The following is a 25,825-nucleotide window of genomic DNA, read 5'->3' as shown; positions in this document are numbered from 1 at the left end:
TCACCGCAGCTTCAGCGTGGCGAGACCGGCAAGGGCCAGCACGAAAGAGATGATCCAGAACCGGATCACGACCGTGGGTTCGGCCCAGCCCAGTTGCTCGAAATGATGGTGGATCGGCGCCATCTTGAACACGCGCTTGCCCGTCCGCTTGTAGAAGAACACCTGGATGATCACGCTCATCGCCTCGACCACAAACAGCCCGCCGATGACGCCCAGCACGATTTCATGATGCGCGGTTACCGCGATGACGCCGATCGTGCCGCCAAGCGCGAGGCTGCCGGTATCGCCCATGAAGACGGCGGCGGGAGGAGCGTTGAACCAAAGGAAAGCGAGGCCTGAGCCAATGATTGCACCGCACAATATGGTAAGATTGCCCGCGCCCGGCACATGCGGGATGCCAAGATAGGCCGCAAAGTCCGCGCGACCGACCAGATAGACGATCGCCATGAACGCCATGCAGGCGATGATCACCGGCATGGTCGCCAGGCCGTCCAGCCCATCGGTCAGGTTCACCGCATTGCCAAATGCCACGATCACGAAGGCGGCGAAGAGGAAGTAGAAGGGGCCAAGCTCGATCGCCGGGCCATTGTAGAAGGGCAGGTAGAGCGCCGTATTCCCATGCTGGTTGACGATCAACCAGGCCGCTATGCCTGCAATCAGGAACTCGAACACCAGACGCATCTTGCCCGACAGCCCCTTGTGACTGGCCTTCGTCACCTTGTCATAATCGTCCAGAAAACCGATCGCGCCGAAACCCAGCGTTACGAAAAGGCATGCCCAAACATAGATGGACGACAGATCCATCCAGAGCAGCACCGATGTGATCATGGAGGTGAGGATCATCAGCCCGCCCATGGTCGGCGTGCCGCGCTTTGCCAGATGAGTCTGCGGACCATCATCGCGGATCGGCTGACCCTTGCCCTGCCGCACCCGCAGCCAGCCGATGAAGCGCGGTCCCAGCACAAGGCCGATGACGAAGGCCGTCGCGATCGTCGCGCCCGCGCGGAAGCTCAGATAGCGGATGAGGTTAAAAACCCCCGCGAAATCCATGGTCTGGGCGAGCCAGTAGAGCATCAGTTCTTATGTTCCCCAAGCGCGGCGACCAGGCGCGACAGGCCGATGCCGTTCGAGCCCTTGACCAATATGGCGTCGCCAGCGCGCATTTCCGTCCGAATGAGATTGGTGGCGGCCGCCGTATCCGGCACATGATCAAAGGCCAACTGCTGACCGTGCAGCGCCTCGGCCAGCGGTTTCATTTCATCGCCCACCAGAATGGCGTAGTCGACCTGACCGACGGCAAGCGGCTCGGCAAGTCCGGCATGGAGTTCGTGGCTGCGATCGCCCAGTTCGCGCATGCCGCCCAGCACGGCGATGCGGCGGCTCGCATTTTCCTTGCCCAATTGCTTGAGCGTGGCGGCCATGCTCAGCGGATTGGCATTGTAGCTTTCATCGATCAGCAGCGCTTCGCCGCCAGCGACTGCGACAGACCGCCGCTCGCCACGGCCCGGCAGGCCTGGCATTTCGGCAAGCGCCAGACCCGCAGCCGCCAGATCGCCGCCCAACGCTTCGACAGCCGCGAGCACCGCCAGTGCGTTCGACACCCAATGTTCGCCCGGCGCTCCAACAGTGAAGCAAAGTTCGGCGCTGGGCAGCGTAGCCGTGACCAATGTCCCGCCATTCGCCGCCGGAACCATGTCACGCGCGCGCACATCGGCCTCTTCGTCAAAACCGAAGGTCAGGATGCGGGAGGCATGCTGCTCTGCCTTTGCGTAGAGCGTCGCCACATGCGGACTGTCATAGGGGATGACCGCCGTGCCGTCGGGCTCAAGCCCTTCGAATATCTCCGCCTTTGCCTGCGCGATCTTCTCTTCGGTGCCGAAAAACTCGATGTGCGCCGGGGCGATGGCGGTCACGATGGCGACGTGCGGCCGCACCTGCCGCGTCAGCTGCGCCAGTTCACCGGCATGATTCATACCCATTTCGAACACGCCAAAGGCCGACGCGCGGGGCATGCGCGACAGGCTGAGCGGCACGCCGACATGATTATTGTAGCTCTTGACCGACCGATGCACCTGACCCGGGCAGATGCGGTCCAGCGCCTGAAACAAGGCTTCCTTGGTGCCGGTCTTGCCGACTGACCCCGTGACCCCGACCACCTTGCCCTGCATGCGCGCACGCGAAGCGCGGCCCAGCGCTTCCAGCGCAGCGGCACTGTCGGGGACCAATATATGAGGTTGAGGAACAGGTTCGCTGACGATCGCGCCAGCGGCGCCCTGACCGAAAGCTTTGTCGATGAAATGATGGCCGTCCGTCGTCTCGCCCTTCATCGCGACAAACAGGTCACCATTCGTCACTTCACGGCTGTCGAAGGCGACGCCCGAAACGGCGAAGGGTGCCGAAGCGGCACCCCCTGTAGCCTGCGCTATTTCCTCGGAAGTCCAAAGCTCGCTCACCCAGCGCACTCCCGGGCAACAGTGACATCGTCGAACGGCAACACCCGATCGCCGATGATCTGCCCCTGTTCATGCCCCTTGCCCGCGAGCAGCACGATATCATCCCCACCGGCCCGCGCAATGGCGGCGGCGATGGCGGCACGGCGGCCGCCGATTTCCTCCGCGCCCGACGCCCCCGCCATGACGGCGGCGCGAATGGCGGACGGGTCCTCTGAACGGGGATTGTCGTCCGTGACGATGACATGATCAGCCAACTCTGCGGCAACTTTGCCCATTTGCGGGCGCTTGCCAGCGTCCCGGTCGCCGCCAGCGCCGAACAGCGCGATCAGCTTGCCACGCGTATGAGGGCGCAGAGCTTCGATCGCGGCGCGAAGGCCGTCTGGCGTATGCGCATAATCGACATAGACGGGGGCGCCCGCCTTTGTGATCACCGCGCGTTCCAGACGGCCACGCACCGGCTGAACCCGGCCAAGCAGTTCCAAAACCTTCGCCACATCCTCGCCGCCTGCAATGACGAGCCCGGCGGCGGTCAAGGCATTCGCGGCTTGATAGGCTCCGATCAGCGGCAGATTGACCTTGTAGAGATTGCCCCCAGCCTCGACTTCCAGCGTCTGGCCCAACTGGGTCGGGGTGCGGTTGGCAAGACGTAAAGCCTGCCCCTTCACCCCGACGCTCAGCACACGAAGCCCCCGCTTCGTAGCTCGCTGGATGACCTTGTCGGACCATGCGTCATCGGCCCAGACGATCGCCGTTCCGTCGGATGCGACGACTTCGTCAAACAGTCGCATCTTGGCGTCGAAATAGCTGTCCATGTCGCCATGATAATCGAGATGATCACGCGACAGGTTGGTGAAGGCGGCCGCCGACACCGGCAGTCCTTCCGTCCGATATTGGGCCAGGCCATGGCTCGACGCTTCGAAGGCTGCATGGGTAATGCCCTCACGCTTCAGGCCCGACATGTTGGACAGGAAGGTAACGATGTCCGGCGTCGTCAGGCCCGTCGATACCTGATCGACCGAGGTGGTGACGCCGAGCGTCCCGATCGAAGCGGAATGATGGCCCAGCATCCGCCATAGCTGGCGGGCCAGTTCCACGGTGGAAGTCTTGCCGTTGGTGCCGGTGACGGCAACGGTTACTTCTGGAAAAGGCGCGAAATAACGGGCGGCGAGCAGCGCGAAAAAACGACGGGGATTGTCATGAGCGATATGGACCGCCCCCTCCACCTTCGCCTCCGGCCGCGCAACGACGGCAACAGCACCCGCGCGCACGGCGTCGGCAATAAAATCCTCGCCGTTCACCCGCAGTCCTTGGAAGGCGCCAAAGACCGTGCCCGGCGCAACCTTCCGGTTATCGATCGCGAAGCCCGACACCAAGGCGTCCAGCGGCGCCCCGGTGTCGAGCTTCACATCCAGCCCCTCGATAAGCGACCCGAGGCGCATCTCAATCCTTGTCCTTGTCTTGGCCAAGCAGAGGCATGAGGTCGGAAATATCGACGTCCCGCCGTTCGTCGGGCAGCACACCCAGCATCGGCGCGGTGCGTTCGATCACGCGCTTGACCACCGGCGCGGCCGTCCAGGCAGCCGTGCGCAGGCCGAAAGTCTGCGCGTTGCCCTTGGGCTCGTCCATCATCGTCAGCACGACGTAGCGGGGATTATCCATCGGAAATGCGGACGCGAAAGTCGTCACCAGTGAACTCTTATTGTACCGGCCTTCTTCAGGCTTCTCGGCGGAACCCGTCTTGCCGCCCACCCGGAATCCCTTGGCGTCGGCGCTGCGACCTGTACCCGCCGCGACAATCATCCGCAACAGCTGCCGCATCCGCGCGCTGGTGGCGGCGGAAAAGACGCGATGGCCTTCGGGCACTTCATTCGCGTGCAGCTTGCGCAAGGTGGCAGGCCGCCAGATGCCCCCGTTCACCAATGCCGCGTAGGCGGCGGCAAGGTGCAGCGGCGTCACCGCGATGCCATGGCCGTATGACACGGTCATCGTGGTGATGCGGCCCCAATTATAAGGCCAGATGCTCTTGGCCCGTTCCTTCAGCTCAATGGGTGCCCGCTGATCGAACTGAAGGTTGCGGAACAGCTGCTGCATCGGCGCCGCGCCCATTTCATCGGCGATACGTGCCGTTCCGATGTTGGAGCTGTGCACCAATATTTCCGGCACATTGATCCAACGGCCGAGCGCGTGGTCGTCCTTGATCTTGAATCCGGCCACGGCAAGCGGGGCGGTCGCGTCGTAGCGCTTCGCCATCGAAGTGACGACGCCACGATCCATCGCCTCGCCGATCGACAATGGCTTGAAGGTCGAACCCAGTTCGTAGCGCGCCTGAACCATATGGTTGCAGAGCGGCGATTCGCTGCATTTCTTGCCCGCGTAATTCTGAAGCTTGTTGGGATCGAACACGGGAATCGACGCCATCGCAATCACTTCGCCGGTGTTCGCGTCCATGATGATGCCGCCTGCACCCTTGGCATTTTGCGCCACCATCTGCGCGTAAAGCTCGCTCTCCAGCGCGCCCTGCACCCGGCTGTCGATCGAAATGGCAAAAGGCTGCCCGCGCAGCGCCGGATCGGTCAGCCGGTCATTGAACGCCGCCTCGACCCCCATACCGCCCTGCCCGTCGGCATTGGGCGCAAAGCCGAGCACATGCGCCGCCAGACTGCGCTGCGGATACAGGCGTTCCTTCTCACGGGGAAATTCGATGCCGATCTCGCCCAGCGCATTCACCGCCGCAACTTCTTCCGGCAGCGCGCGGCGACGAAGATAGGCCCAGCCCTTGCCGGTCAGCTTCTTGTAGAAAGCCGCTTCGGGCTCGTCAGTGAAAATTTCGTGCAGCTTGCGCGCAAGCTCGGCAGGCTCACCGATCAGCTTCGACGGGCGCACGGCGATCGAATAGGCATCCATCGTCCGGGCAAGGGGCACGCCATTGCGATCCACGATGTCAGCGCGCGCTGGAAGCAGGCCCGAAACGTCCCCATTCCCGCCCGCGCTATGCGCGAAGATGCCCACCCAGGTGAGCCGTAGAATCACCACTGCCGTGATTGCCATGAACAGGATCAGCAGCAACATCAGCCGGTTATGCGCAACCGCCGTCAGGTCAACCCGCTGCTTGCCTGCCCTGGCGCCGCCCGGCTGAACGATGATCGTTGCCATCAGCGCGCGCCTTTCTTGCGTTCGCGCGCCGCCTTGGCGCTGATGTCACCGATGGTGCTGTCGTCAAGCAGCTTGGCATCCAGCATCGCCATCCGTTCGGCGTGGCGAGCCATCGGATTAGGCTTCGACACGTCCGCATCGTCCTTCGCCTTTTCGGCAGCGGTCTTGGCGGCGGGTTTGACAATCTTTTCGACATTGTCAGCCGCATGCGCTTCACGGATCACGGCGATATCGCTGCGGATTTGGGTGGCGGCGGGACTCGCCGGGGCGGCCTGCGGCGCAGATGGCAGGTCGGCAGGGCTTTCGACCATCGCCACCATCACAGGCGGCGCGACATAGTCGGGGCCGTTGGGCTGGATGCCATCCAGGTTCGCCAGCGCCCGCTCACCGCCCAGATATTGCTGCGCGGTCGGCGTCGCGTACATGAAATCATCCTGATTCCACCGCTCCAGCTGCCGCATGCTAGCCCGCGCGCTGAATTCAGTTTCCAGATAACGAATGTCCGCCCGCGCGCGCACAATCTGCGTCTGCACCTTCATCAGTTCATTCCGCTCGGTCGCGACCTTCAGCGATACCAGATAAGCACCAAGCGCACCGAGCGCTACGAGCAGGATCCAGATCAGGCTCTGCAACCTCTTCACCGCGATCATGGGCGCGCGCTCCTGGAAGAACTGGACCGGGAAGGAATGGCGGCTGATGTACGAACGGCGCTGCGCAGGGTCGCGGAGCGCGCGCGCGGGTTGCGGGCCAGCTCAGCCTCGCCGGGGCGAATAGCTTTGGCCGGTTTGTGAAAGGTGGGCTCGGCGGCGGCCTTGCGTTCCGGCAGGTGGCGCGATCCCGCGCCTTCACCACCGCTGCGCTGACGCAAGAACTGCTTGACGATACGGTCTTCCAGGCTGTGGAAAGTCACCACGGCCAATCGACCACCTTCTTCCAGCATCGCTTCCGCCGCTTCCAGCCCACGCTCCAATTCTTCCAGCTCGCGATTCACATGGATGCGGATCGCCTGGAAGGTGCGGGTTGCCGGGTCCTTCTTGTCGTGTGGCTTGTGGCCCAGCGCCCGGCGAACGACGCTGGCGAGTTGACCGGTGCGCTCCAACGGGCGAGCCTCTACGATCGCACGAGCCACCCGGCGCGAGCGAGGCTCCTCACCATAACGATAGAGGACGTCGGCGATCTCCTGCTCAGGGGCATTGTTCAGGAAATCGGCGGCGCTCATCCCGTTCTGGCTCATCGTCATGGTGAGAGGGCCGTCCGCCTGAAAGGAAAAGCCGCGCTCCGGGCGATCGAGCTGCATCGAAGACACGCCGATGTCGAGCGTCACGCCCGCTACCGAGGTGATGCCGCGATCCGCCAGCAATTGTTCCATCCGGGAAAACTCACCGGCGATCAGGGTGATGCCCTTCTCCGTCGCCAGTGCCTCGCCTTCCCGGATGGCATCGGGATCGCGGTCGAAGGCAAAAACCTTCGCGCCCTGCGCCGCCATCGCACTGGAATAACCGCCTGCGCCGAACGTGCCATCAACATGAATCTCGCCGGGGTTGATGGCGAGGGCATGGAGCACTTCATTGAGCAGAACCGGGATGTGACGATCCAGATCGGCAGGAGAGGTCACTTACCGTCCCCCGCCGTCCGCTGGTCCAGCCAGCGGCGCACCTTGTTGCGGATCAATTCCGGCCGATCCTTGCTATCGACCAGGGTTTCCGGCTTCCAGATCTGGATGTAACGGCCCACGCCATAGAAGAAGACAGCATCGGTGATGCCATATTCATCCTTGATGTCCGGATGCATGGCGAAACGGCCGCCATCATCGAAATTCACCTCCTCGATCGTACCGAGTCGGCGTTCCAGCTCCAGGTCGGCATTATAGTCGCGGCCATGCGCCCGTGCTTCGCGAGCCAGCTCCTCGACTTCGGTGAACAGGAAACGGCGATGCGATTCTCCAAAGCCCGTGGCGCAGGGGTTGTCGCCATGGACGGAGAGATAAAGCCGCGTTTCGCCAGCGCTGGACAGCTTGACCTGCCGACGCATCTCCAGAGGCAGCACGAAACGGCCCTTGCCGTCCGCTACGCTGAACGCGTTGCCTGTAAAGAGAATGATTTCCGGCACGTGCGGACTGCTGCCCCTCTGTTCGCAAGGGCGCAGGCAGCCGCTCACCAACCCGCGTCATTGCGGCCCGGTGCGCAGGACTAGCAAAGCCTGACAAACCCCTATGCGTTTTAGATACCAAGGGCCGAGGCACAAGAAAAGGGAAAAGTCGGGAGATTTTGGGAAATCCCGTTTTGTTCTGGTTCTAAGTCATATTCAGACCACCAGACGGCGTTTTGAACCGGACTTACGCAGCTCAGCCGACGCCGCATGCCGCTGCAAAGCGACACATCCCGACATCGCCCAGAGAATCCCTACCTGATGGCAGAAGCGACCGGCGCTGACTGAAAGAGCGAAGGGAATAAGATTCGACGCTGGCCACATCCATCTTCGCGCATCAAGCGGCTCGTCCGCAACATGACGGCAGTCCAACGGCCAGAACCAGCATCGGTCCCAGCCAAAGCATCACGAATGTGCGTAGAGCCGCCTTCATGCAATGCGCGGCTCGGTTCGGGATTTCAGCGGCCGGATGGCTGTGGATCGCGATCCATCGGCTTGCTTAGATTGGGATCCGGCTGAAGATCCGGGACGATCGGCTGCTGTTCCGGCGCGGGCTGCACGCCCAGTTCCGCCAAAGGCTCCTTGGGCGCGACTGCATTGACGTCCAGGGTCGGCACGGTCGGCGGGGGCACCGCCGGATCATCGATCCGCGCCTTGTCGATCACGATATTCGCCAGACCCACGAGGAGCACCACGCCCGCCAGCCCCGTCAGGCCGATCTGGACACGCTGCAACCCTTCCTGTCGGCGGGGATGTTCAGCCATTAAGCGCTCTTTATCTTGTCGCCGCGACCCTTGTCGGCGATCAGCGATTGTGTGCGAGCCAAGGGAAGACCGTCAAGCCCTTCGCTTCCAGCCACTCACGATTGTAGAGGGTCGAGAGGTAACGGAAGCCCGTGTCGCACAGGATGGTCACGATCCGCTTGCCCGGCCCCAGCTCCCTCGCCAGCGCCACCGCGCCTGCGACGTTGATCCCCGAGGACAGGCCAAGGCAAAGCCCTTCCTCCGCCAACAGACGCTGGACCCAGTGCAGCCCTTCCTCATCGGAAATGCGGAACTGCGTGTCGATCGGCGCACCTTCCAGATTGGCGGTGATACGGCCTTGTCCAATCCCTTCCGCAACAGACGACCCTTCAGCTTTCAGCTCGCCATGTGCATAATAATTATAGAGCGCCGCGCCATGGGGATCGGTCAGCGCGATGGTGATATTCTCGTCATGCGCCTTGAGGCCGAGGCCAACACCCGCGATCGTGCCACCAGTGCCCGCCGCGCAGGTGAAGCCGTCGATCTGTCCCTCCAGTTGCTGCCAGATTTCCTCGGCCGTACCGACGATATGCGCCTTGCGATTCGCAATATTGTCGAACTGATTGGCCCAGACCGCATTCTCCGTCTCTTCGGCGATCCGGCGCGATGTGTGGACGAAATGACCGGGGTTGGAATAGGCTGCGGCAGGCACGGTCACCAACTCCGCGCCCAGTGCACGCAGCGTGTCCATCTTCTCCCGGCTCTGGGTCTCGGGCATGACGATGATTGTTTTGTAGCCCTTCGCATTGGCGACCAGCGCAAGCCCGATGCCGGTATTACCCGCTGTCCCTTCGACAATGGTGCCGCCCGGCTGCAACAGCCCCTTTTCCTCCGCATCATTGACGATAAAGAGTGCCGCGCGATCCTTTACCGACGCGCCAGGGTTGGCGAATTCGCACTTGGCGAAAATATCGCACCCCGTCTCTTCCGATGGACCGGTAAGGCGTACCAGCGGCGTGTTGCCAATCAGGGCGAGGCTATCATTCTGAACCAGCATGTTCCCCGCATAGCGGAGCGGATGCACGCTTGCCAAGCAAGGGAATGCTCATCCACCCAAAGAGCCGTTTTCACGGCTGCGCAATGATCGCATCGGCCGGGAAGAAAGTGGCAAGGCTTTTGCGCTAAGGACAGGTTGCGCGGCACACCGCCGCGATGAATTTGTGAAAGCAGACGGCTTCAGACATGGCGCGCGCGCGATTATGGCATATAGCATTGGCCGCCCTGGCGCTGATCGCGCTTGCCTTGCCGCGCCTGATCACGGCCGCTCCGCTCGATATGCTTGCCGACGCGGCGGCGCGCGATGCTGTCGCGGAAAGGACGGGCGAAAATTTCCCCGGTTCCGCCTACTTCTTCGTCGACGGCGTCTTTCAGGATCTGCCCGCTGCACCCGGCGACAGCCCCCATGTCCTGAAGCTCGACACGGTGGATGCGGCTCCCGCCGCCGCCTTTCGCGGGCAAACACCGCTGGACAGCTACCGGGCGATAAACTGCCTTACCTCCGCCATCTATTATGAGGCTGCCAACGAACCCGAAGAAGGCCAGCGCGCCGTCGCTCAGGTTGTTCTCAACCGCGTTCGCAATCCGCTCTGGCCACATAGCGTCTGCGGCGTCGTCTATCAGGGGTCCGAACGCACCGACTCCCTGTGTCAATTCACCTTCAGTTGCGACGGGTCCATGGGCCGGGCCAACCATGTGCAAAGCTGGACGCGCGCCCGCCGCATAGCGGAGCAGGCGCTTGCGGGCCGTGTCTATGCCCCGGTGGGGCTCGCGACCTTCTACCACACGCTGGCAGTCCACCCAGGCTGGGCTGCGTCGAAGCGCGCCGTCGCCGTGATCGGCGCGCACATCTTCTATCAGATGCCCGGGTTTCACGGTACGGAGGCGGCGTTTCGCATTCCCTATCCCGGCCGGGAATGGCAGTCAGGCCCATCTATGCGCGCTTGGCCGACCAGTCCACGCATCGCTGAGCGCCACGCCGAACCCGTCGGTGCCGATGTGACAGAGCCTATCATTTTTCCGCCCCCAGCACCTCAGGACACGCTGCCGCCGTCCACCATCCGGCCCGAATATAGAAACAGCGGACGGCCGCTCATCTGAAGGAGCCTGCGTGAGATATTTTCCCATGCATTCTCCAAATAGCTGATTTTGCTAGAAAATAAAAAATAGAGCTGAATGGAAAAACAGCGGAACCAAATCTTGTGATGGGGGGTTCTGCATACCGGATAGCAAATCTTTTGCCCCCCGCTCTTGCTATCCAAAAAAACATGAGCCCGGAACGCATCTCCCCCCCCCGACGCGTTCCGGGCTCAGATTTTTTGGGGTCTTTTTCCGTTTGAAACCAGATATTTCCGGATGCGGAACGTATTTCGCAGCCGTGGGTTCTCCTCCTCAGCCGCTGGATAGCGAGGCTGTCCGGCTCGAGTTTTTCCTAGGAGACGACCATGACCAAGAAGATCCTTGCCGCTCTGCTACTGACCGGTTCGCTGATGGTGGCTGCGTGCAACACCGTCGAAGGCGCTGGCAAAGACGTGCAGAGCGCTGGCGCGGCTGTGGAAGACGCGGCGAAGTAAGCAGCGTAACAGGCTCCCACCCTTGCGGCCCGCCACTGGCGGGCCTTTTTTTAGCTGGTCGAGGTGTCGGCTCCATCCGTGGCTGCGGCGGCGGCTTCGCGGGCCTGTTTGCGATCGGTGAACCAGATCGCGACGATCGTGATTTCGTAAAGCAGCAGCAGGGGAATGGCGAGCATCAGCTGCGACACGACATCGGGCGGCGTCAGCACGGCGGCGAGAATGAAGGCGCCGACGATCATGTAGCGGCGCAGGCCAATCAGTTGGGCGCGAGTGACGAAACCGGCGCGATTGAGCAGCATCAGCAGGACGGGCATCAGGAAGCTGATGCCGAATGCAAGGATGAACTGCATAACTAATGTGAGGTAGGCATCGGCGCTGGGGAGCGCTTCCACCTTAAGGCCGCTGCTATTTCCTTGAAATTCCAGGAAAAAATGGAACGCGGTCGGCATCACGATATAATAAGCGAGACTGGCGCCCATCAGGAACAGCACCGGGGTCATCACCAGAAATGGCAGTAACGCCTTCTTTTCCTTGGCATAAAGGCCCGGAGCGATGAAGGCCCAGAGCTGGTTCGCGATGATCGGGAAGGAGATACAGAAAGCGCCGAAGATCGCCACCTTCACCTGCACGAAAAAGGCCTCGTACAACTTGGTATAGACCAGCCGCCCACCCGCGTCGCCAAAGGCTTCCTTCAAAGGATGCACCAGAAAGGCGAACAGCTTATCCGAAAAATAGAAGCAGACCGCGCCGGTGATGAACAACGCCCATACGCATTTCAGAAGGCGCCCGCGTAGTTCGATCAGATGGTCGAGCAGCGGCGCCTTGGAATCATCGATGTCCTTCATGCCTGCGCGTCGCCCTTACCGGCCGGAGCGGACTGCGCCGCGATATAGGGTGGACCCTCGGCGGCAGGGGCCGGAGCGACAGGCGCCGATTGGGCCACGAAGGGCGGCGGAAGCGTGGTGGCGGCGGGCGCGGGATCGCTAGAAGACCCCGGCAATGGCTCCATCGCGGGAGTGGCGGAAGCGTCGGCAGGATGTTCCTGCATGATCCGCCGGTTCTGATCGGCCCACTTCTTTTCCAGTTCTTCCATCTCGACTTCCCGCACCATGGCATCGATGCCGGTGCGAAAATGGCGCGCCATTCCCCGCGCCTTGCCGACGATCTGCCCGACCTTGTACAAGGCGCGCGGCAAATCCTTTGGACCGATCACGATAACCGCGATGATCACGATCAGTAGAAGTTCGGACGAGCCGATATCGAACATGCGCGCCTACCGCTTGGGCGTGAAATGGAAATCAGGCCTTGGTCTTTTCTTCGGTCGTAGCGGTCGGTGCGTCCTGTTCAGGAACACGATGTCCTTCGATCCGCGTAGCAGGCTTGGCGGGCGCGATGTCGTCGTCATCGTCGGCCATGCCCTTCTTGAAGCTCTTGATGCCTTTGGCAACGTCGCCCATCAACCCGGAGATACGGCCACCGCCAAACAGCAGCATGACCACCAGGAGAACGATGACCCAGTGCATCAACGAAAAGGAACCCATTTTAACTTTCTCCTGAATGGAAGCCCTTTCTAGGCTTCTTCCTCATCATTTTCCAGAACGGATTGAGCGCCGAGGCCCTCCAGCGCAAGATCGACCGGATCGAGCAATCCGGCAGCGCGCAGATCGTCCATGCCCGGCAGATCCCGGCGGCTGCTAAGCCCGAAATGTGACAGAAATTCGTGCGTGGTGGCGTAAATCAGTGGACGGCCGGGCACCTCCCGCCTGCCCGCTGGCCGGACCCAGCCCGCTTCCATCAGGACGTCCAGCGTTCCCTTTGCCACCTGCACACCGCGAATGGCCTCGACCTCCGCGCGGCTGACGGGTTCGTGATAGGCGATGATGGCCAGTGTCTCCATCGCCGCGCGGGACAGCTTGCGCGTCTCATCCTTTTCCCGCCGCAGGATATGGGCAAGGTCCGCCGCCGTCTGAAAATGCCAGCGCCCACCCCGTTCCACCAGATTGATGCCGCGCCCGGCATAATGATCGGACAGCGCGGCAAGCGCGGCGGCGATGTCCCCGGCATCCCCCACATGTTGCCGCAATTCGACGGTGGTCAACGGATGTTCGGCAACGAACAAAGCGGCCTCCACCGCGCGCATGAAATCGTCCGGTTCCTGCATTACAACAAACGTCCCCCACTTTGTTCGGGCAGCGCGGCGCGCAGGTAAATGGGCTCGAAAATGCCGTCCTGCTGGATTTCCAGCCGCCCCTGCCGTGCCAGTTCCAGCGCCGCGACAAAGCTGCTGGCGAGCGCGGATTTCGCCATCGGCCCGTCCTGACCATCGGGCAGGAAGGATTCCAGCACCGTCCAGTCGATCGCCGACCCCACCAGCGCGCCGACACGCTGGATCGCTTCGTCGAGGGTCATCACCGGCCGGGCGACGACCATGTGAACGACGGGCTGGGTCCGCGCGCGCACCTGCCCATAGCATTGCAGAAGATCGTAGAGGCTGGCGGCCCACTTCGCCTTGCGCACGAGGCGAAGCCCCTCCGGACGGGGGCGAACGAACACGTCCCGGCCGACGCGGTCGCGCGCCATCAGGCGGGCTCCGGCTTCCCGCATGGCCTGCAACCGCTGGAGCCGCAATTGCAGGCGCAGCGCCAGTTCGTCGGGGTTGGGATCAGGCTGGGCCTGCTTGGGCAGCAGCAGCGAGGATTTGAGGTAGGCGAGCCACGCCGCCATCACCAGATAATCGGCCGCCAGCTCCAGCTTCAACTTCCGCGCACCCTCGATATGGGCCAGATATTGTTCGACCAGCGCGAGGATGGAGATTTCCCGCAGATCGACCTTCTGCGAACGGGCCAGCCCGAGGAGAAGGTCGAGCGGCCCTTCCCAGCTTTCGAAGCTGACGGTCAGCATGTCTTCGCGCGGCTGGGGTGGAGGGATGAAGAGGTCTTCCATGGTTCAGGCGGCTCTCTGGCGCGTAGGCCGTACGAAGAGCGATTTTTCGCGCGGAGGCGCGGAGACGCAGAGATGCCGCATCGCGCTTTCTCCGCGCATTCTGGGGGCTCTGCGCGAGCATTGAAGTGGCTCCGCCTGAAGGTGGCGGACGGCGTTCGCCTTCACGCAGCCACCACGGAGAGCAGACTGTCACGGGTGGCGAGAAGCTGTTCGAGGGGCGGGCTGTCTTGATCGAGTTGCGCTGACATCATGGCGCGGTCCAGCCGGGCCTTGGACTGCGTGCTGATATCGGGAAGACTGTTGGCAATGCCGATCATGTCGTCCATCCGCGCCCAGCAGTTGAGCGCGAGGTCACAGCCCGCCGCGACGACGCCCGCCGCCAATTCGGGGATGCTGCCGTTCAGCGCCTTCATGTCGAGGTCGTCCGACATGAGAAGACCGCTAAAGCCGATCCGCTGACGAATGATCGTTTCGATCACCGAGGCGGAAAGGCTGGCGGGCAGATCCGGGTCCCAGTTGGTATAGATGACGTGGGCGGTCATGCCGATGGCTGCGTCCTTCAATGTCTGGAAGGGCGCGAGGTCGATGGCGAGTTCTTCCTCGCTCGCGGTTACGATGGGCAGCTCTTGATGGCTGTCCACCATCGCACGGCCATGGCCCGGCATATGTTTGATGATGCCGACGACCCCGCCCCTGGCCAATCCTTCGAGAGTGGCGCGACCAAGCGCGGCGACCCGCATCGGCTCGGCGCCCAAGGTGCGGTCGCCCATGATGTCGCTGGCCCCGTCCTGCCGGACGTCGAGCAAGGGGAGCGCATCGACAGTGATGCCCGCTTCGGCCAGTGTCACCGCAATCGCATGGGCATTGGCGCGGGCGGCGGCAATCGCGCTCGACGGGGCGATGTCATAGAGGCGATCGAACACGGCGCCGGGCGGGAAGCTGGGCCAAACGGGCGCCTGCATGCGCGCGACGCGGCCGCCTTCCTGATCGATCATGATCAGCAGGTCGTCGCGGCCATGAAGCGCGCGCAGGTCGTCCGTCAGCGCTCGTAATTGGGCGCGGTCGGCTATGTTGCGACGAAAGAGGATATAGCCCGCAGGCTGGGCGTCGGCGAAGAAGGCGCGTTCGTCAGAGGTGAGCGTCTCGCCGGAGAGGCCGTAGATTACCGGTTTCATGAGGCAGGATGGTAGCGGCGAAGGAGCGTCGTGTCGAAGGGGTTGTTGGGGTGTGGTTAAGGAGCGAAATGTTCCCTCTCCCCTTCAGGGGTCGATGGGAGGCACGTGACTCTCATTGAGGCTAGGGAGAGGGGAAGGCGCTGCGCTATCGTGGACAAGACGGCCTCAAGGTCGTGCATGACGTCTGTGTTGATGAAGCGGATGACGCTCCAGCCTTGCTCGCTTAGATAGGCAGTGCGATCTGCGTCGTACTCAGTAGTTGAACCGTGCATATCGCCATCAATCTCGATGATCAGCATTGCAGTCCGGCAGGTGAAATCGGCAATGAATGGCCCGATCACGGTTTGGCGGCGGAACTTGACCCCAGAGAAGCGCTTGGCGCGCAGGTGATACCAGAGGCGAGCTTCGGCGGCTGTCTGGTCAGTGCGTAGCTGCTTCGCAAAACCTAGCGATTTTCGATCCCGCACCGTTGCTCCCCTCTCCCCAACCTCGATGAGAGTCACGTGCCTCTCATCGACCCCTGAAGGGGAGAGGGAGTTAGGGGCAGCTTAGTTCACAACTATGCAACTCTCACCAGCCACCTTGAGCTTGCCGCAGAGAGTGTTCGCCTGTGCCCCCGCCGTCGCGCGCAGGCGGTAGAGGGTGCTGCCGCCGACCTGCGTAGGCTCAACCGACATGGTGAGCGGGGCGAGATAGGCGAAGCGTTTGGAGAGGCGAGTCCAGGCGTCGCGCGCGCCCGACTTGCTGCCATAGGCGCCGAGCTGGATCACGGCCCCGCCCTTGTGCACGGGCTGGGCGGCGGCGGGCCGGACGTTGGTTTCGTCGGCGACACGCGCGGTCACGCTCTGCGATGGTTTGCCGGGCACGGCCTGACGCGTCTTTGCGGGAGCCGTGGCGGTAACGGGCGCTTCGGGCACGCGGCTGGGATCGATGCGGCCGTCGCGCACGACGCCTTCGCTGGCGGCGAAGCTGGCATCGCCCTCGCCCTCGAACTTCTTCGCATCAGCCTCGCGCGCGGGGACCTTATAATCGCCAGCGGGCGCGGCGATCAGCTTGCCTTCGCCGCCGCCGGTCGAGCGGTTCTTGAGCAACCAGACGCCTGCGACAACGCCGCCGAGCAGGACAAGAGCAATCAGGATGAAGCCGAGCAGGCGGACGGGGGACAGGCCCTCATCCTCCTCATCCTCGATACCAGGCTCCAGCCAGGGCAGACGCTCGTCGTCGTCCAGATCGAGCCGCCCCCTCGCAAAGTCGCCCATTTATCCGTGCCTCCGCCTGGCTATTGCATTTCCGTCAACGCAGCCACGCCCATCAGGGCAAGGCCATTACGGATGATTTGCCCGATTCCGCGGCTTAAGAAAAGGCGCGCAGAAGTTACGTCCGGATCGTCCGTCAGGATGACGCGGGCGCGCGGATTGTCGTTCCCCAAATTCCACCAGCTGTGGAATTCAGCAGCCAAATCATTGAGATAAAAAGCTATTCTATGTGGCTCACGGGCCGATGCAGCCCCTTCGACCACCCGTGGGAACTGCGCCGCTAACTTAACAAGGTTAAGTTCTTCAGTCCCAAGGCGGGACAGGTCGGGCGCAGGAAGTGCGATTTGTGCCTCTTCGGCGCGGCGGCCGAGCGAGGAAATGCGGGCATGGGCATATTGGACGTAGAAGACAGGATTGTCCTTCGACGCCTCCACCACCTTGGCGAAGTCGAAGTCCATCTGGGCATCGGCCTTGCGCGTCAGCATGGTAAAGCGGACGACGTCCTTGCCCACTTCGCGCACTACATCGGCGAGCGTCACGAAATTGCCCGCGCGCTTGGACATTTTCACCGGCTCGCCTTCGCGCAGCAGGCGGACCATCTGGATGAGCTTTACGTCGAAGCGCGCCTTGCCTTCGGTCAGCGCGGCGACGGCGGCCTGGATGCGCTTCACCGTGCCCGCATGGTCGGCGCCCCAGATGTCGATCAGCTGGTCGGCGGTCTGTGCCTTCTGGAAATGGTAAGCCATGTCGGCGCCGAAATAAGTCCAGGCGCCATTCGACTTCTTGATCGGGCGGTCCTGATCGTCGCCGAATTTGGTGGAGCGGAACAGGGGCAGCTCGACCGGCTCCCAATCTTCGGGCGTTTCGCCCTTGGGCGCTTCGAGCACGCCATCATAGACGAGGTCATGGTCGCGCAGCCATTGCTCGGCGGCTTCGGGCTTTCCGGCGGCTTGCAGTTCGGCTTCGGACGCGAAGATGTCGTGGTGGATGCCGAGCAGGGCGAGGTCGCTGCGGATCATCTCCATCATGGCAGCGACGGCTTTGGTGCGGAATGGGACGAGCCATTCGCTTTCGGGTGCGCCTACGAACTTGTCGCCATATTCGGCGGCGAGTGCCTGGCCGACCGGGACCAGATAGTCGCCGGGATAGAGGCCTTCGGGGATCGCGCCGACATCTTCGCCCAGCGCCTCGCGATAGCGGACATGCGCCGAGCGGGCGAGCACATCGACCTGGCCGCCTGCGTCGTTGATATAATATTCGCGGATGACCTTGTGCCCGGCATATTCCAGCAGGGTCGCGAGCGCGTCGCCGACTACCGCGCCCCGGCAATGGCCCATATGCATGGGGCCGGTGGGGTTGGCGGAGACATATTCGACGTTGACGGTGACGCCCTTGCCCGTGTCCGACCGGCCGTAATCAGCGCCTTCGGCATGGATCGCGGCGAGTTCGGCGCGCCAGGTGGCGTCGGTCAGCGTCAGGTTGATGAAGCCGGGGCCAGCGATGGTGGCGCTTTCCACCTCTTCCAGCTTTTCAAGGCCCGCCACGATCTTTTCCGCCAGCGCGCGCGGGTTGGTGCCTGCGGGCTTGGCGAGGACCATGGCCGCGTTGGTGGCGAGGTCGCCATGACTGGCGTCGCGGGGCGGCTCGACCGTGACCGGCTTGCGGTTGAGGCCAGCGGGCAGCGCGCCGTCCGCCTCCAGCGCGTCCAGCACGGCGTTCAGATGGGCAGTGAAACGAATGTAGAGAGACAAGGGTGTTTCCTCGAAAAGCACAAGACCCGTCCGGGCTGGGCTAAAATCGAAGCCTCATCCTTCCCTGCAAGAAGTAGAGCCCTTCGACAAGCTCAGGGCGAACGGAAGATTGAGTTCGCTCTTAACGTGTCGCGTTATATCGCAGCTGGTCCTGGGTTAGGTTGAAACCCACGAGCAGTTCGAAACTGGTCCGTTGCAGCGCCGCGCGGACGTCGGGCTGGGCGAAGGGATCGATGGCCGCGTCGGCATCGCCCGCCTTGCGCTTCTGCGTGATCTTCGCCTGAATGTCAGCGGGCAGCGTCGCGGCGGCCTTATCGACATATGAGCCTGCCTTCGCGCTCACGCTGGCGCGATACTGACCAGCGGGGAAGTCCAGCACGACCTGACCGACGCGCTTGGCGACCACGGCGTTGCCGCCACGCACCACGGCAGAGAAGAAGGGCAGCGTCACCTGCCGCGCGGCGGTGGCGTCGCTACGGCGGGCGTTCACCGTGAAGGTCGCCTCGCTGTAGAATTGCGCGCCTTCCGCACAGGTCGCGCGCAGGTCGGTGATGTTCGCCACCACATCGATCGCGCGAGCGTCAGTGCTGCCCGCCGGATTGAACAGCGTCACGTCACCCGTATAGGCAGGGATCGCGGCGGTCGGGCAGGCCGATCGGACGGCGACGACGCCACCCGTGGCATCGATTTCTCCCCGGCGCGAGCAGCCCACAAGGGCAAGGGCAAGCATTCCGGTCAGCGCAAGTCGAGAAAAGGTCACGAGGCAATCCCTTGGGAACAGGCTGGGGCTTCTTATCCGCACCCCGCCGCTCACGCAACCGAAAGGAACGCGCCTCCCCTCACCCCTTCCTTCCGGCGCGACATTGGCCTAAGCGGCTGGCATGACCGCCCGTCTTCCCCTGAAGCTATTGATCGCCGCCCCGCGCGGCTTTTGCGCTGGCGTCGATCGCGCCATCATCATCGTCGAAAAGGCGATCGAGAAATATGGCGCGCCCGTCTATGTCCGGCATGAGATCGTTCATAACAAATATGTCGTGGACAATCTGAAGGCGAAGGGCGCGATCTTCGTCGAGGAACTGGATCAGGTGCCCGACGGCGTGCCGGTGGTCTTTTCCGCCCATGGCGTGCCCAAAGCCGTCCCGGCCAAGGCGGAGGAGCGCGGGCTCGACTATCTGGACGCCACCTGCCCATTGGTCAGCAAGGTGCACCGCCAGGCAGAGCGGCAGGTCGAGGCAGGGCGCCATATCCTGTTCATCGGTCACAAGGGGCATCCGGAGGTCGTCGGCACCTTCGGGCAGGTCGATGCGGGCAACATGACCTTGATCGAAACGGTCGAGGATGCAGAGAGCTTCATCCCCGAAAATCCCGACAATCTTGCTTTTCTGACCCAGACCACCCTGTCGGTGGACGACACGGCCGCGATCGTCGAAGCGCTTCAGCGCCGATTCCCGTCGATCCACGCGCCCAAAGGTGAGGACATCTGCTACGCGACGTCAAACCGGCAGGCAGCCGTGAAGGCGATCGCTGCGGCCTGCGACGCGGTCTATGTGATCGGCGCGCCCAACAGTTCCAATTCGCTGCGCCTGGTCGAGGTGGCCGAGCGCGAGGGCACGCCAGCCCGGCTCATCCAGCGCGCGGATGACATCGATTTTGCGTGGTTGGAGAATGTAGCGACCCTCGGCCTTACGGCAGGCGCCTCCGCCCCCGAAATATTGGTACGCGAAGTCGTGGACCGGATCGCCGCCCGATTCGACGTTACGGAGGAACAGGTGGAGACGGCGCGCGAAACCATCTCGTTCAAGCTCCCCCGCGAATTGGGATCGGCGTAAGGCGATGGCGGTCTACACCCATGTCCCGGCCGAGGAAATCGACGCCTTTCTGACCCGTTATGACGCGGGACGGCTGGTCTCCGCTAAGGGGATCGCCGAGGGGGTGGAAAACAGCAATTATCTGCTGGAAACTACTGGTGCCGACGGGAAGGGGCACCGCTATATCCTAACCCTTTATGAAAAGCGGGTGGATGAGGCCGACCTCCCCTTTTTCATGGACCTGCTCGATCATCTGGGCGCGCGCGGCTGTCTGGTGCCGCGCTTCATCGCTGATCGAGAGGGCAAGCGCCTGCAAAAGCTCGGCGGAAGGCCCGCCTGCCTGATCGAGTTCCTGACCGGCATATCCGTCACCGAGCCGACCGCCGGACAGGCGAAAGCCGCAGGCGCGGCGCTGGGCCAGATGCATCGCGCGGCGGAAGGCTTTGCGGGCGAACGCCGCAATGCGCTCGACATCGCGGGCTGGCACGATCTGGCGGCCAAGTGCGGCGATCATTTCGATGATATCGCCCCCGGCCTTGGCCAGCGGGTCACGGATGAGCTTGCCTATCTCGACGCGCACTGGCCCGTCGAACTGCCACGCGCCGTCATTCATGCGGACCTTTTCCCCGACAATGTGCTGATGCTGGGCGATGAGGTGACGGGCTTGATCGACTTTTATTTCAGCTGCACCGATATCCGCGCCTATGATCTGGCCGTCACGCACAGCGCATGGGTGTTCAGCAATGACGGCACGCACTTCTTTGCCGACCGGTCGGCCGCAATGCTCGTCGGCTATCAGGCGGCGCACGGGCTTTCGGATCCCGAGCAGGCCGCCTTTCCGATCCTGTGCCGGGGTGCGGCGCTCCGCTTCCTGTTGACGCGGGCCTATGACTGGATCAACACGCCCGCCGACGCGCTGGTGACGCGCAAGGACCCGCTGGCCTATCTGCGGCGGCTGGACTTCTATGCGCAGATCGCCCCGGCCGAGTTGCTGCGAGCGTGAGCGCGCTGTCGCAGGTCGAAATCTTCACCGACGGCGCGTGCAAGGGCAATCCCGGCCCCGGCGGCTGGGGCGCGGTGATGCGCTCTGGGGCCACGGAAAAGGAAATTTCCGGCGGAGAGGCACAGACGACCAACAACCGCATGGAGATGACGGCCGCCATCGAAGCACTGAATGCGCTCAAGCGGCCCTGTCAGGTAACGCTCTACACCGACAGCAAATATGTGATGGACGGCATCACCAAGTGGGTGTTCGGCTGGCAGAAGAACGGTTGGAAGACCGCCGATCGCAAGCCGGTCAAGAATGCCGAACTATGGCAGGCTCTACTCGCCGCCGCCGCGCCGCATAAGGTCAGCTGGCAATGGGTGAAGGGCCATGCCGGGCACCCTGAAAATGAGCGTGCCGATCAACTGGCCTGCGCCGCCGCCGAACTCTTCCGCGTCTGAACGGGGGAGCGAAACGCCGCTCCCCCAATAAGGCTCAGGGATATTTTTCTGTCCAATCCGCAGGATAGGGCGGTTGCCAGCGCGTACCGGCAACCCATGTCGTGCCACGCGGCGCAAAGCCTTCTTCGACCGTGCCGACCCGCCCCATCGCGTCCTTCACCGCCGCATCCCGACAACTGGGCACGACGGCTGACGATGAACCCGATTCGCCCAGCTTATCGCACAGGTAGCGGGCGGTCAGCGCGACACGGTGGCGCAGTTCGTCCTTCCCGGCCTTTGTGCTGAGGTCGAGATCGGCATAACTGATATTCTGCGAAAGGGACTGGGCGTCGCTATAGCGACCCGTCACGATAATTTCCTCTGTTGGCTGAGCAAAGCTGGTGCTGCTTGCCATAAACAGCCCTGAGAGGATCAGGACCGATCCTGATAATATCGACTTTCTCATCACGGCATTCTCCTACTCCTAGAGCATGAGCCGATCAGACTGAATTGGATCATGCTCTAATTGTCTTTTGTTTTCAGCATTTTTCCTGCGAACAGATGAGGCCATCCGCTCCGAAAATGCTCCAGGATCGACCGCATCTTTATTGCATCCCATCTATATGGGCGCGGCCATTGACCCAACGTGATGGCCGCCTCTTCGTTCCGGATAGCCTTACCCGGCCCTGGTTTACTTGAAACGAGTGGGAGAATAAGCGGCGGGATCGATCCCGCCCACCGCTTCGGGCATCGATCCGCCGGTCACCAGCGCCGATCCCAGCAATGCCGCTGCGGGTGCGGTCTGAATGCCGAAACCACCCTGCCCCGCGAACCAGAAGAAACCCGGTGCGTCGGCGTCAAAGCCATAAACGGGCGCACGATCCGGCGCGAAGCTGCGCAGCCCCGCCCATTTGCGTTCGACCGCCTCGACCGGCCAGTCCACGACATCTTCGAAGCGGGCGATCGCCTGCGCCACCGCCAGTTCTTCAGGCGCGGCATCGCAGGGTGGCGAAGGTTCTTCATCATGCGGGGTCAGCCAGACGCGCCCCTCGCCTTCCGGCTTGAAATAGAAGCTGGAGCCAAGGTCCATGACCAGTGGCAGGTCAGGCGACGGCATGGCGGGCACGCGCAATTGCACGACGGTGCGGCGCAGTGGGGCTATGCCGATGGGCGCGACGACGCTGCGCCGCGCGACGTCATCAGCCCATGCGCCAGCGGCATTTACGATGATGCCGCAATCGATGACGCCGCCGTTCGTCTGAATGCGCCAGCCGCCCGGCGTTGGGATCGCCTGCTCGAAAACAGTGCCCAGCCGCAATTTGCCGCCCTTCGCGTGGAAGCGCCGCAGATACGCCTGGTGCAGCGCGGCGACGTCGATGTCACACACGCCCGGTTCCAGCAGGCCGATCGTCCAATGGGATCGCAGCCCCGCTACCAGCGCGGCGGGATCGACAGGGCGCAGTTCGACGCAGCCCGAAAATTCCCGCATCAACTGGTCGCGCTCTGCCCTGTCGGCCTCCCGCCCGACGAACAGCGTCTGTCGGGGCGTCAGGAAGGATCGGCTTGCAAAATCCGGATCGGGCGAGCGCAACAACGGCCCGGACGCCGTGGTCAGCGGCTGCACCCGCCGCCCGCCATAGGTTTCCTCCCAGAAAGCGACGGAGCGGCCGGTGGCGTGATAACCGGCGCTTTCCTCCTGTTCCAGGATCAGCACCGACGCCTCGCCCGCCAGTTCCGCACCCAGGCTGGCGCCCGCTATGCCGCCGCCGACGATCACGATGTCGAACCGGCTCATGCTGGCGCGTTCTCATCCAGAAAAGCGTCAATCCGCCGCAGGGCATCCAGCCGAACCGGGTCGATTTCGCGCAAGATCTCATGCGCCGCCTCTGGCCCATAGACATGCAGGCGCGCGCCCCGAATGCGCGCGGCGATGCGGCGGATGGCGGGCGTGGACACCAGCCGGTCGGCACTGGTGGCAAGGATCAACAGCGGCACGGCGATGCGCTCCAGCTTGCCGCCCTTCTCCAGCGTGAAGGTCGATTGCAGCGCCTCCACCACCCAGCGCCAACTGGGCGAACCCAGCGCCACGTCCCGGCTATGATCGCGCCACCAGAGTTCGTCGGCATAGCGTTCCGGATCATGCGTCAGCCGCTTCTGCCGCATTGCCCGCTGCCGCTGTGAATCTTCCTTCTGGGTCCAGGCCTGCCGATGGGACAAACCGAGCGCGCACATGGTCCGGGCGATGAGCACCGCCAGCCAGCGTGGCAGCGGGGCGGTATGGACGCCCATCATTGGCGCGACAGCGACCGCAGCGTCGGGTGGGGTCATGCCCTCGGCCAGAGCGCGCAGCAGCAGATGCCCGCCCATGCTGTGCGCCACGATGGCGCAGGGTCCTGCCCCCTGCGCCCGCCAATCGGTGACGAAAGCCTCCAGGTCCGCCACCCATAGCGCGAAATCGTCGATATGGCCGCAGAGCGGGTCGCTGCTCAGGCGGCCCGAGCCGCCCTGTCCGCGCCAATCAAAGGCGGTGACCGCCCAGCCCTGCCTCGCCCAGTGGTGGATGACTTCGAGATATTTCTCGATCATGTCGCCGCGCCCGCCGAGCATCAGCAACCGCCCGCGCTGTCCCTCGCCCAGCCGGTAGCGGCGCAACGGCCAGCCATCGGGCGCGGTCCAGTAATCGAGCCGCCCATCCATCGGCCATGCGCGACGGTCAAAGGCCGGGGGAACAGACACGGGCGAATCCATGGGGCGCATGGTTACGGTTTGGTAAGCCATTCGGTCTAGGGTTTAGATTCATGACGGGGGAATATTTCACGACGGCGCTGCTGTGCGCCCTTGGCGTGCTGCTGGTCATCGCATCCGTGACGGATTTGCGGTCCCGGATCATATCCAACCGGCTGAACCTGGTCATCGCTGGACTGGCTCCACTGTGGTGGATCGCCAACGACATGCCGGTCTGGCCGGGCATGCTGTTGCAGGTCGCGCTGGCGCTCGCCGTGTTCGCGCTGTTCGCCGCGCTCTTCGCCATGGGATGCATGGGCGGGGGCGACGTCAAGCTGCTGGGCGCGCTGGCGCTGTGGTTCCCGTGGGAAGCCGTGCTGTCGATGTTGATGGTCATGGCCATGGTCGGGGGCGTGGTGACGATCGTCACCGTGGTCCACCACCGGACGACCCGACGGCTGGGCCAGCCCCAGATTCCTTACGGTATCGCAATATCGGTCGCGGCGCTTTGGTTGATTGGCGAACGATATCTTAACCATTTTGCGTAAAATTCGGGGCTCGGGCGACATTTGCCTGACTGAGGGAGGCGAATTTCATCATGGACGGCAAGAAAATCGTGCTGCTGGCGGGGGCGCTTATCATAGCGGTCACAACAGCTCTTCTCGCGCGCAACATGCTGAGTTCGTCTAGCGCGCCCCAGGCCAGTGCGTCATCGATGCCAGTGGAAGCGGATCAACCCCATGTGCTGGTCGCGACCAAGGCATTGCCGGTCGGCACCATCCTGGACGCGGAAAGCTTCCGCTTCCAGCCATGGCCGAAAGATCTGGTCGAACAGGCCTATTATATCCAGGGCCAGGCCGATCCCGCCAAGCTGGCGGGTAGTGTCGTCCGCACCGCCATCTCCGCTGGTCAGCCGATGACCGTCGGTTCGGTGATAAAGCCGGGCGAGCGCGGCTTCCTTGCCGCAGCGCTCGGGCCGGGCATGCGCGCTGTCACCGTGCCGGTGTCGGCACAGAACTCCGTCGCGGGCTTCGTCTTTCCGGGCGACCGCGTCGACCTGATGCTGACGCAGAGCGTGGCGGGCGGCGGCGACGGTGACCCGCTGAAGGTTTCCGAGACTATCCTGCGCAACCTGCGCGTACTCGCCACCGACCAGCGCATGGATGCGCTGGGCGCGGACGGCAAGCCGGTCGTGCAGACCTATTCCAACGTCACCATCGAAGTGACGCCCAAGATCGCGGAGAAGATCGCGGTGGCGCAGACCATCGGTTCGCTGTCGCTGACGCTGCGTTCGATCGCCGACAATGCATCCGACCTCGACGCCGCCATCGCTGGCGCTGATGTCGACCTGCCCGATGGCGCAAACCCGAACGCGGAAAAGAAGATCATCGCAAAGCTCGCCGCGCGCCCGGTCGACAAGGGCGGCACCTATTCCACCGGCGCCGACGTGTCTCGCTACCAGCGCAGCTCCGTCCCCGCCAAGCCAGTGCAAACCGCGGGTGTCGAAGTGCCCGCCGGGGGCGGCGCACCGGCCGGCGCGGGCGTCATCAGCGGGCCTGTGATCCGCGTCGCACGCGGCACCAATGTGACCGTCGTTCCGGTCGGGGGGAAATAAG

At 63.2% G+C, this 25,825-nt stretch carries 29 protein-coding genes; 7 read left to right on the top strand and 22 right to left on the bottom strand.

The annotated features are described in order from the left end of the window. The 9 genes from mraY to ACZ5YV_RS01315 all read right to left on the bottom strand — a co-directional run bounded on the left by mraY (nt 1) and on the right by ACZ5YV_RS01315 (nt 9,554). Nucleotides 1–1,074 carry a phospho-N-acetylmuramoyl-pentapeptide-transferase gene (gene mraY / locus ACZ5YV_RS01355; RefSeq protein ID WP_464788247.1) on the bottom strand — a complete coding sequence of 358 codons (1,074 nt, stop codon included), beginning with the start codon at nt 1,072–1,074 and terminating at the stop codon, nt 1–3. Beyond that, a complete protein-coding gene (locus ACZ5YV_RS01350; RefSeq protein WP_464788246.1) occupies nt 1,074–2,453 on the bottom strand; it encodes a UDP-N-acetylmuramoyl-tripeptide--D-alanyl-D-alanine ligase in 1,380 nt (459 codons plus the stop codon). Before ACZ5YV_RS01350 ends, mraY begins: the two co-directional genes overlap by 1 nt. Beyond that, a complete protein-coding gene (locus tag ACZ5YV_RS01345) occupies nt 2,450–3,892 on the bottom strand; it encodes a UDP-N-acetylmuramoyl-L-alanyl-D-glutamate--2,6-diaminopimelate ligase (RefSeq protein ID WP_464788245.1) in 1,443 nt (480 codons plus the stop codon). Before ACZ5YV_RS01345 ends, ACZ5YV_RS01350 begins: the two co-directional genes overlap by 4 nt. Before the next feature lies 1 nt (nt 3,893). After that, nucleotides 3,894–5,606: a peptidoglycan D,D-transpeptidase FtsI family protein gene (locus ACZ5YV_RS01340; protein WP_464788244.1), complete on the bottom strand. Its 1,713-nt coding sequence runs from the start codon at nt 5,604–5,606 to the stop codon at nt 3,894–3,896. Further along, on the bottom strand, nt 5,606–6,256 hold the full coding sequence (locus tag ACZ5YV_RS01335) for a colicin transporter (RefSeq protein ID WP_464788243.1): 651 nt from the start codon (nt 6,254–6,256) through the stop codon (nt 5,606–5,608). Before ACZ5YV_RS01335 ends, ACZ5YV_RS01340 begins: the two co-directional genes overlap by 1 nt. After that, nucleotides 6,253–7,221 carry a 16S rRNA (cytosine(1402)-N(4))-methyltransferase RsmH gene (gene rsmH, locus ACZ5YV_RS01330; protein ID WP_464788242.1) on the bottom strand — a complete coding sequence of 323 codons (969 nt, stop codon included), beginning with the start codon at nt 7,219–7,221 and terminating at the stop codon, nt 6,253–6,255. Before rsmH ends, ACZ5YV_RS01335 begins: the two co-directional genes overlap by 4 nt. Further along, nucleotides 7,218–7,715 carry a division/cell wall cluster transcriptional repressor MraZ gene (locus tag ACZ5YV_RS01325; RefSeq protein ID WP_460987560.1) on the bottom strand — a complete coding sequence of 166 codons (498 nt, stop codon included), beginning with the start codon at nt 7,713–7,715 and terminating at the stop codon, nt 7,218–7,220. The genes rsmH and ACZ5YV_RS01325 overlap by 4 nt, the downstream gene beginning before the upstream one ends. A gap of 497 nt (nt 7,716–8,212) precedes the next feature. Further along, nucleotides 8,213–8,518 (bottom strand): hypothetical protein, encoded by a 306-nt coding sequence (locus ACZ5YV_RS01320; protein WP_449471330.1) that lies wholly within the window; start codon nt 8,516–8,518, stop codon nt 8,213–8,215. A gap of 40 nt (nt 8,519–8,558) precedes the next feature. Beyond that, nucleotides 8,559–9,554 (bottom strand): cysteine synthase A, encoded by a 996-nt coding sequence (locus ACZ5YV_RS01315; RefSeq protein WP_464788241.1) that lies wholly within the window; start codon nt 9,552–9,554, stop codon nt 8,559–8,561. Nucleotides 9,555–9,739: 185 nt separating this feature from the next. Between ACZ5YV_RS01315 and ACZ5YV_RS01310 the strand changes: the two genes are divergently transcribed. Next, nucleotides 9,740–10,654 carry a cell wall hydrolase gene (locus ACZ5YV_RS01310; RefSeq protein WP_464788240.1) on the top strand — a complete coding sequence of 305 codons (915 nt, stop codon included), beginning with the start codon at nt 9,740–9,742 and terminating at the stop codon, nt 10,652–10,654. Between the two features lie 344 nt (nt 10,655–10,998). Next, complete coding sequence (locus ACZ5YV_RS01305; protein WP_196225439.1) at nt 10,999–11,127, top strand: entericidin A/B family lipoprotein; 129 nt, start codon at nt 10,999–11,001, stop codon at nt 11,125–11,127. A 50-nt stretch (nt 11,128–11,177) separates the two neighbouring features. On the opposite strand, the gene tatC is transcribed toward ACZ5YV_RS01305, so the two are convergent. The 10 genes from tatC to ACZ5YV_RS01255 form a co-directional block, all read right to left on the bottom strand. Next, nucleotides 11,178–11,972, bottom strand: coding sequence for a twin-arginine translocase subunit TatC (gene tatC, locus ACZ5YV_RS01300; protein WP_464788239.1), 795 nt, complete (start codon nt 11,970–11,972; stop codon nt 11,178–11,180). Next, complete coding sequence (gene tatB, locus ACZ5YV_RS01295; RefSeq protein WP_464788238.1) at nt 11,969–12,394, bottom strand: Sec-independent protein translocase protein TatB; 426 nt, start codon at nt 12,392–12,394, stop codon at nt 11,969–11,971. The genes tatC and tatB overlap by 4 nt, the downstream gene beginning before the upstream one ends. A gap of 31 nt (nt 12,395–12,425) precedes the next feature. Continuing rightward, a complete protein-coding gene (locus ACZ5YV_RS01290; protein ID WP_097091035.1) occupies nt 12,426–12,668 on the bottom strand; it encodes a twin-arginine translocase TatA/TatE family subunit in 243 nt (80 codons plus the stop codon). A gap of 29 nt (nt 12,669–12,697) precedes the next feature. Next, a complete protein-coding gene (scpB, locus tag ACZ5YV_RS01285) occupies nt 12,698–13,288 on the bottom strand; it encodes an SMC-Scp complex subunit ScpB (protein ID WP_464788237.1) in 591 nt (196 codons plus the stop codon). Beyond that, on the bottom strand, nt 13,288–14,070 hold the full coding sequence (locus tag ACZ5YV_RS01280) for a segregation and condensation protein A (RefSeq protein ID WP_464788236.1): 783 nt from the start codon (nt 14,068–14,070) through the stop codon (nt 13,288–13,290). The genes scpB and ACZ5YV_RS01280 overlap by 1 nt, the downstream gene beginning before the upstream one ends. A 161-nt stretch (nt 14,071–14,231) precedes the next feature. Then, nucleotides 14,232–15,245, bottom strand: a complete 1,014-nt coding sequence (nagZ, locus tag ACZ5YV_RS01275) for a beta-N-acetylhexosaminidase (RefSeq protein WP_464788235.1) — start codon at nt 15,243–15,245, stop codon at nt 14,232–14,234. Nucleotides 15,246–15,301: 56 nt separating this feature from the next. After that, the gene (locus tag ACZ5YV_RS01270; RefSeq protein WP_464788234.1) at nt 15,302–15,748 is read right to left on the bottom strand and encodes an endonuclease domain-containing protein; all 447 of its coding nucleotides are present in this window, start codon (nt 15,746–15,748) and stop codon (nt 15,302–15,304) included. A gap of 45 nt (nt 15,749–15,793) precedes the next feature. Beyond that, on the bottom strand, nt 15,794–16,504 hold the full coding sequence (locus ACZ5YV_RS01265) for an SPOR domain-containing protein (RefSeq protein ID WP_464788233.1): 711 nt from the start codon (nt 16,502–16,504) through the stop codon (nt 15,794–15,796). A gap of 20 nt (nt 16,505–16,524) precedes the next feature. Further along, nucleotides 16,525–18,252: an arginine--tRNA ligase gene (gene argS, locus ACZ5YV_RS01260; RefSeq protein ID WP_464788232.1), complete on the bottom strand. Its 1,728-nt coding sequence runs from the start codon at nt 18,250–18,252 to the stop codon at nt 16,525–16,527. A 121-nt stretch (nt 18,253–18,373) separates the two neighbouring features. Further along, nucleotides 18,374–18,982 carry a hypothetical protein gene (locus tag ACZ5YV_RS01255; protein WP_464789119.1) on the bottom strand — a complete coding sequence of 203 codons (609 nt, stop codon included), beginning with the start codon at nt 18,980–18,982 and terminating at the stop codon, nt 18,374–18,376. A gap of 151 nt (nt 18,983–19,133) precedes the next feature. On the opposite strand from ACZ5YV_RS01255, the gene ispH reads away from it, so the two are divergent. The 3 genes from ispH to rnhA are packed head-to-tail and all read left to right on the top strand — an operon-like array spanning nt 19,134 to nt 21,506. Next, nucleotides 19,134–20,081 carry a 4-hydroxy-3-methylbut-2-enyl diphosphate reductase gene (ispH, locus tag ACZ5YV_RS01250; protein ID WP_464788231.1) on the top strand — a complete coding sequence of 316 codons (948 nt, stop codon included), beginning with the start codon at nt 19,134–19,136 and terminating at the stop codon, nt 20,079–20,081. A gap of 4 nt (nt 20,082–20,085) precedes the next feature. Beyond that, nucleotides 20,086–21,063 carry a homoserine kinase gene (thrB, locus tag ACZ5YV_RS01245; RefSeq protein ID WP_464788230.1) on the top strand — a complete coding sequence of 326 codons (978 nt, stop codon included), beginning with the start codon at nt 20,086–20,088 and terminating at the stop codon, nt 21,061–21,063. Further along, nucleotides 21,060–21,506, top strand: a complete 447-nt coding sequence (rnhA, locus tag ACZ5YV_RS01240; RefSeq protein WP_464788229.1) for a ribonuclease HI — start codon at nt 21,060–21,062, stop codon at nt 21,504–21,506. Before thrB ends, rnhA begins: the two co-directional genes overlap by 4 nt. 34 nt (nt 21,507–21,540) lie before the next feature. On the opposite strand, the gene ACZ5YV_RS01235 is transcribed toward rnhA, so the two are convergent. From ACZ5YV_RS01235 to ACZ5YV_RS01225, 3 genes are all read right to left on the bottom strand, one after another. Then, the gene (locus ACZ5YV_RS01235) at nt 21,541–21,951 is read right to left on the bottom strand and encodes a UrcA family protein (RefSeq protein WP_464789118.1); all 411 of its coding nucleotides are present in this window, start codon (nt 21,949–21,951) and stop codon (nt 21,541–21,543) included. Nucleotides 21,952–22,176: 225 nt separating this feature from the next. After that, nucleotides 22,177–23,280, bottom strand: a complete 1,104-nt coding sequence (locus ACZ5YV_RS01230; protein ID WP_464788228.1) for an NAD(P)/FAD-dependent oxidoreductase — start codon at nt 23,278–23,280, stop codon at nt 22,177–22,179. After that, nucleotides 23,277–24,242 carry an alpha/beta fold hydrolase gene (locus tag ACZ5YV_RS01225; RefSeq protein ID WP_464789117.1) on the bottom strand — a complete coding sequence of 322 codons (966 nt, stop codon included), beginning with the start codon at nt 24,240–24,242 and terminating at the stop codon, nt 23,277–23,279. The genes ACZ5YV_RS01230 and ACZ5YV_RS01225 overlap by 4 nt, the downstream gene beginning before the upstream one ends. A gap of 41 nt (nt 24,243–24,283) precedes the next feature. Here ACZ5YV_RS01225 and ACZ5YV_RS01220 point away from each other — a divergent pair, with 41 nt between their 5' ends. Both ACZ5YV_RS01220 and cpaB read left to right on the top strand, forming a co-directional pair. Beyond that, complete coding sequence (locus ACZ5YV_RS01220; protein WP_464788227.1) at nt 24,284–24,757, top strand: A24 family peptidase; 474 nt, start codon at nt 24,284–24,286, stop codon at nt 24,755–24,757. 50 nt (nt 24,758–24,807) lie between these two features. Next, the gene (gene cpaB, locus ACZ5YV_RS01215) at nt 24,808–25,824 is read left to right on the top strand and encodes a Flp pilus assembly protein CpaB (RefSeq protein ID WP_464788226.1); all 1,017 of its coding nucleotides are present in this window, start codon (nt 24,808–24,810) and stop codon (nt 25,822–25,824) included. Nucleotide 25,825 lies beyond the last annotated feature (1 nt).

This window comes from Sphingobium sp. TomTYG46, assembly GCF_055396345.1.
The sequence above is the reverse complement of the archived record's forward strand: the minus strand, read 5'-3'. Positions and strand labels throughout refer to the sequence as shown.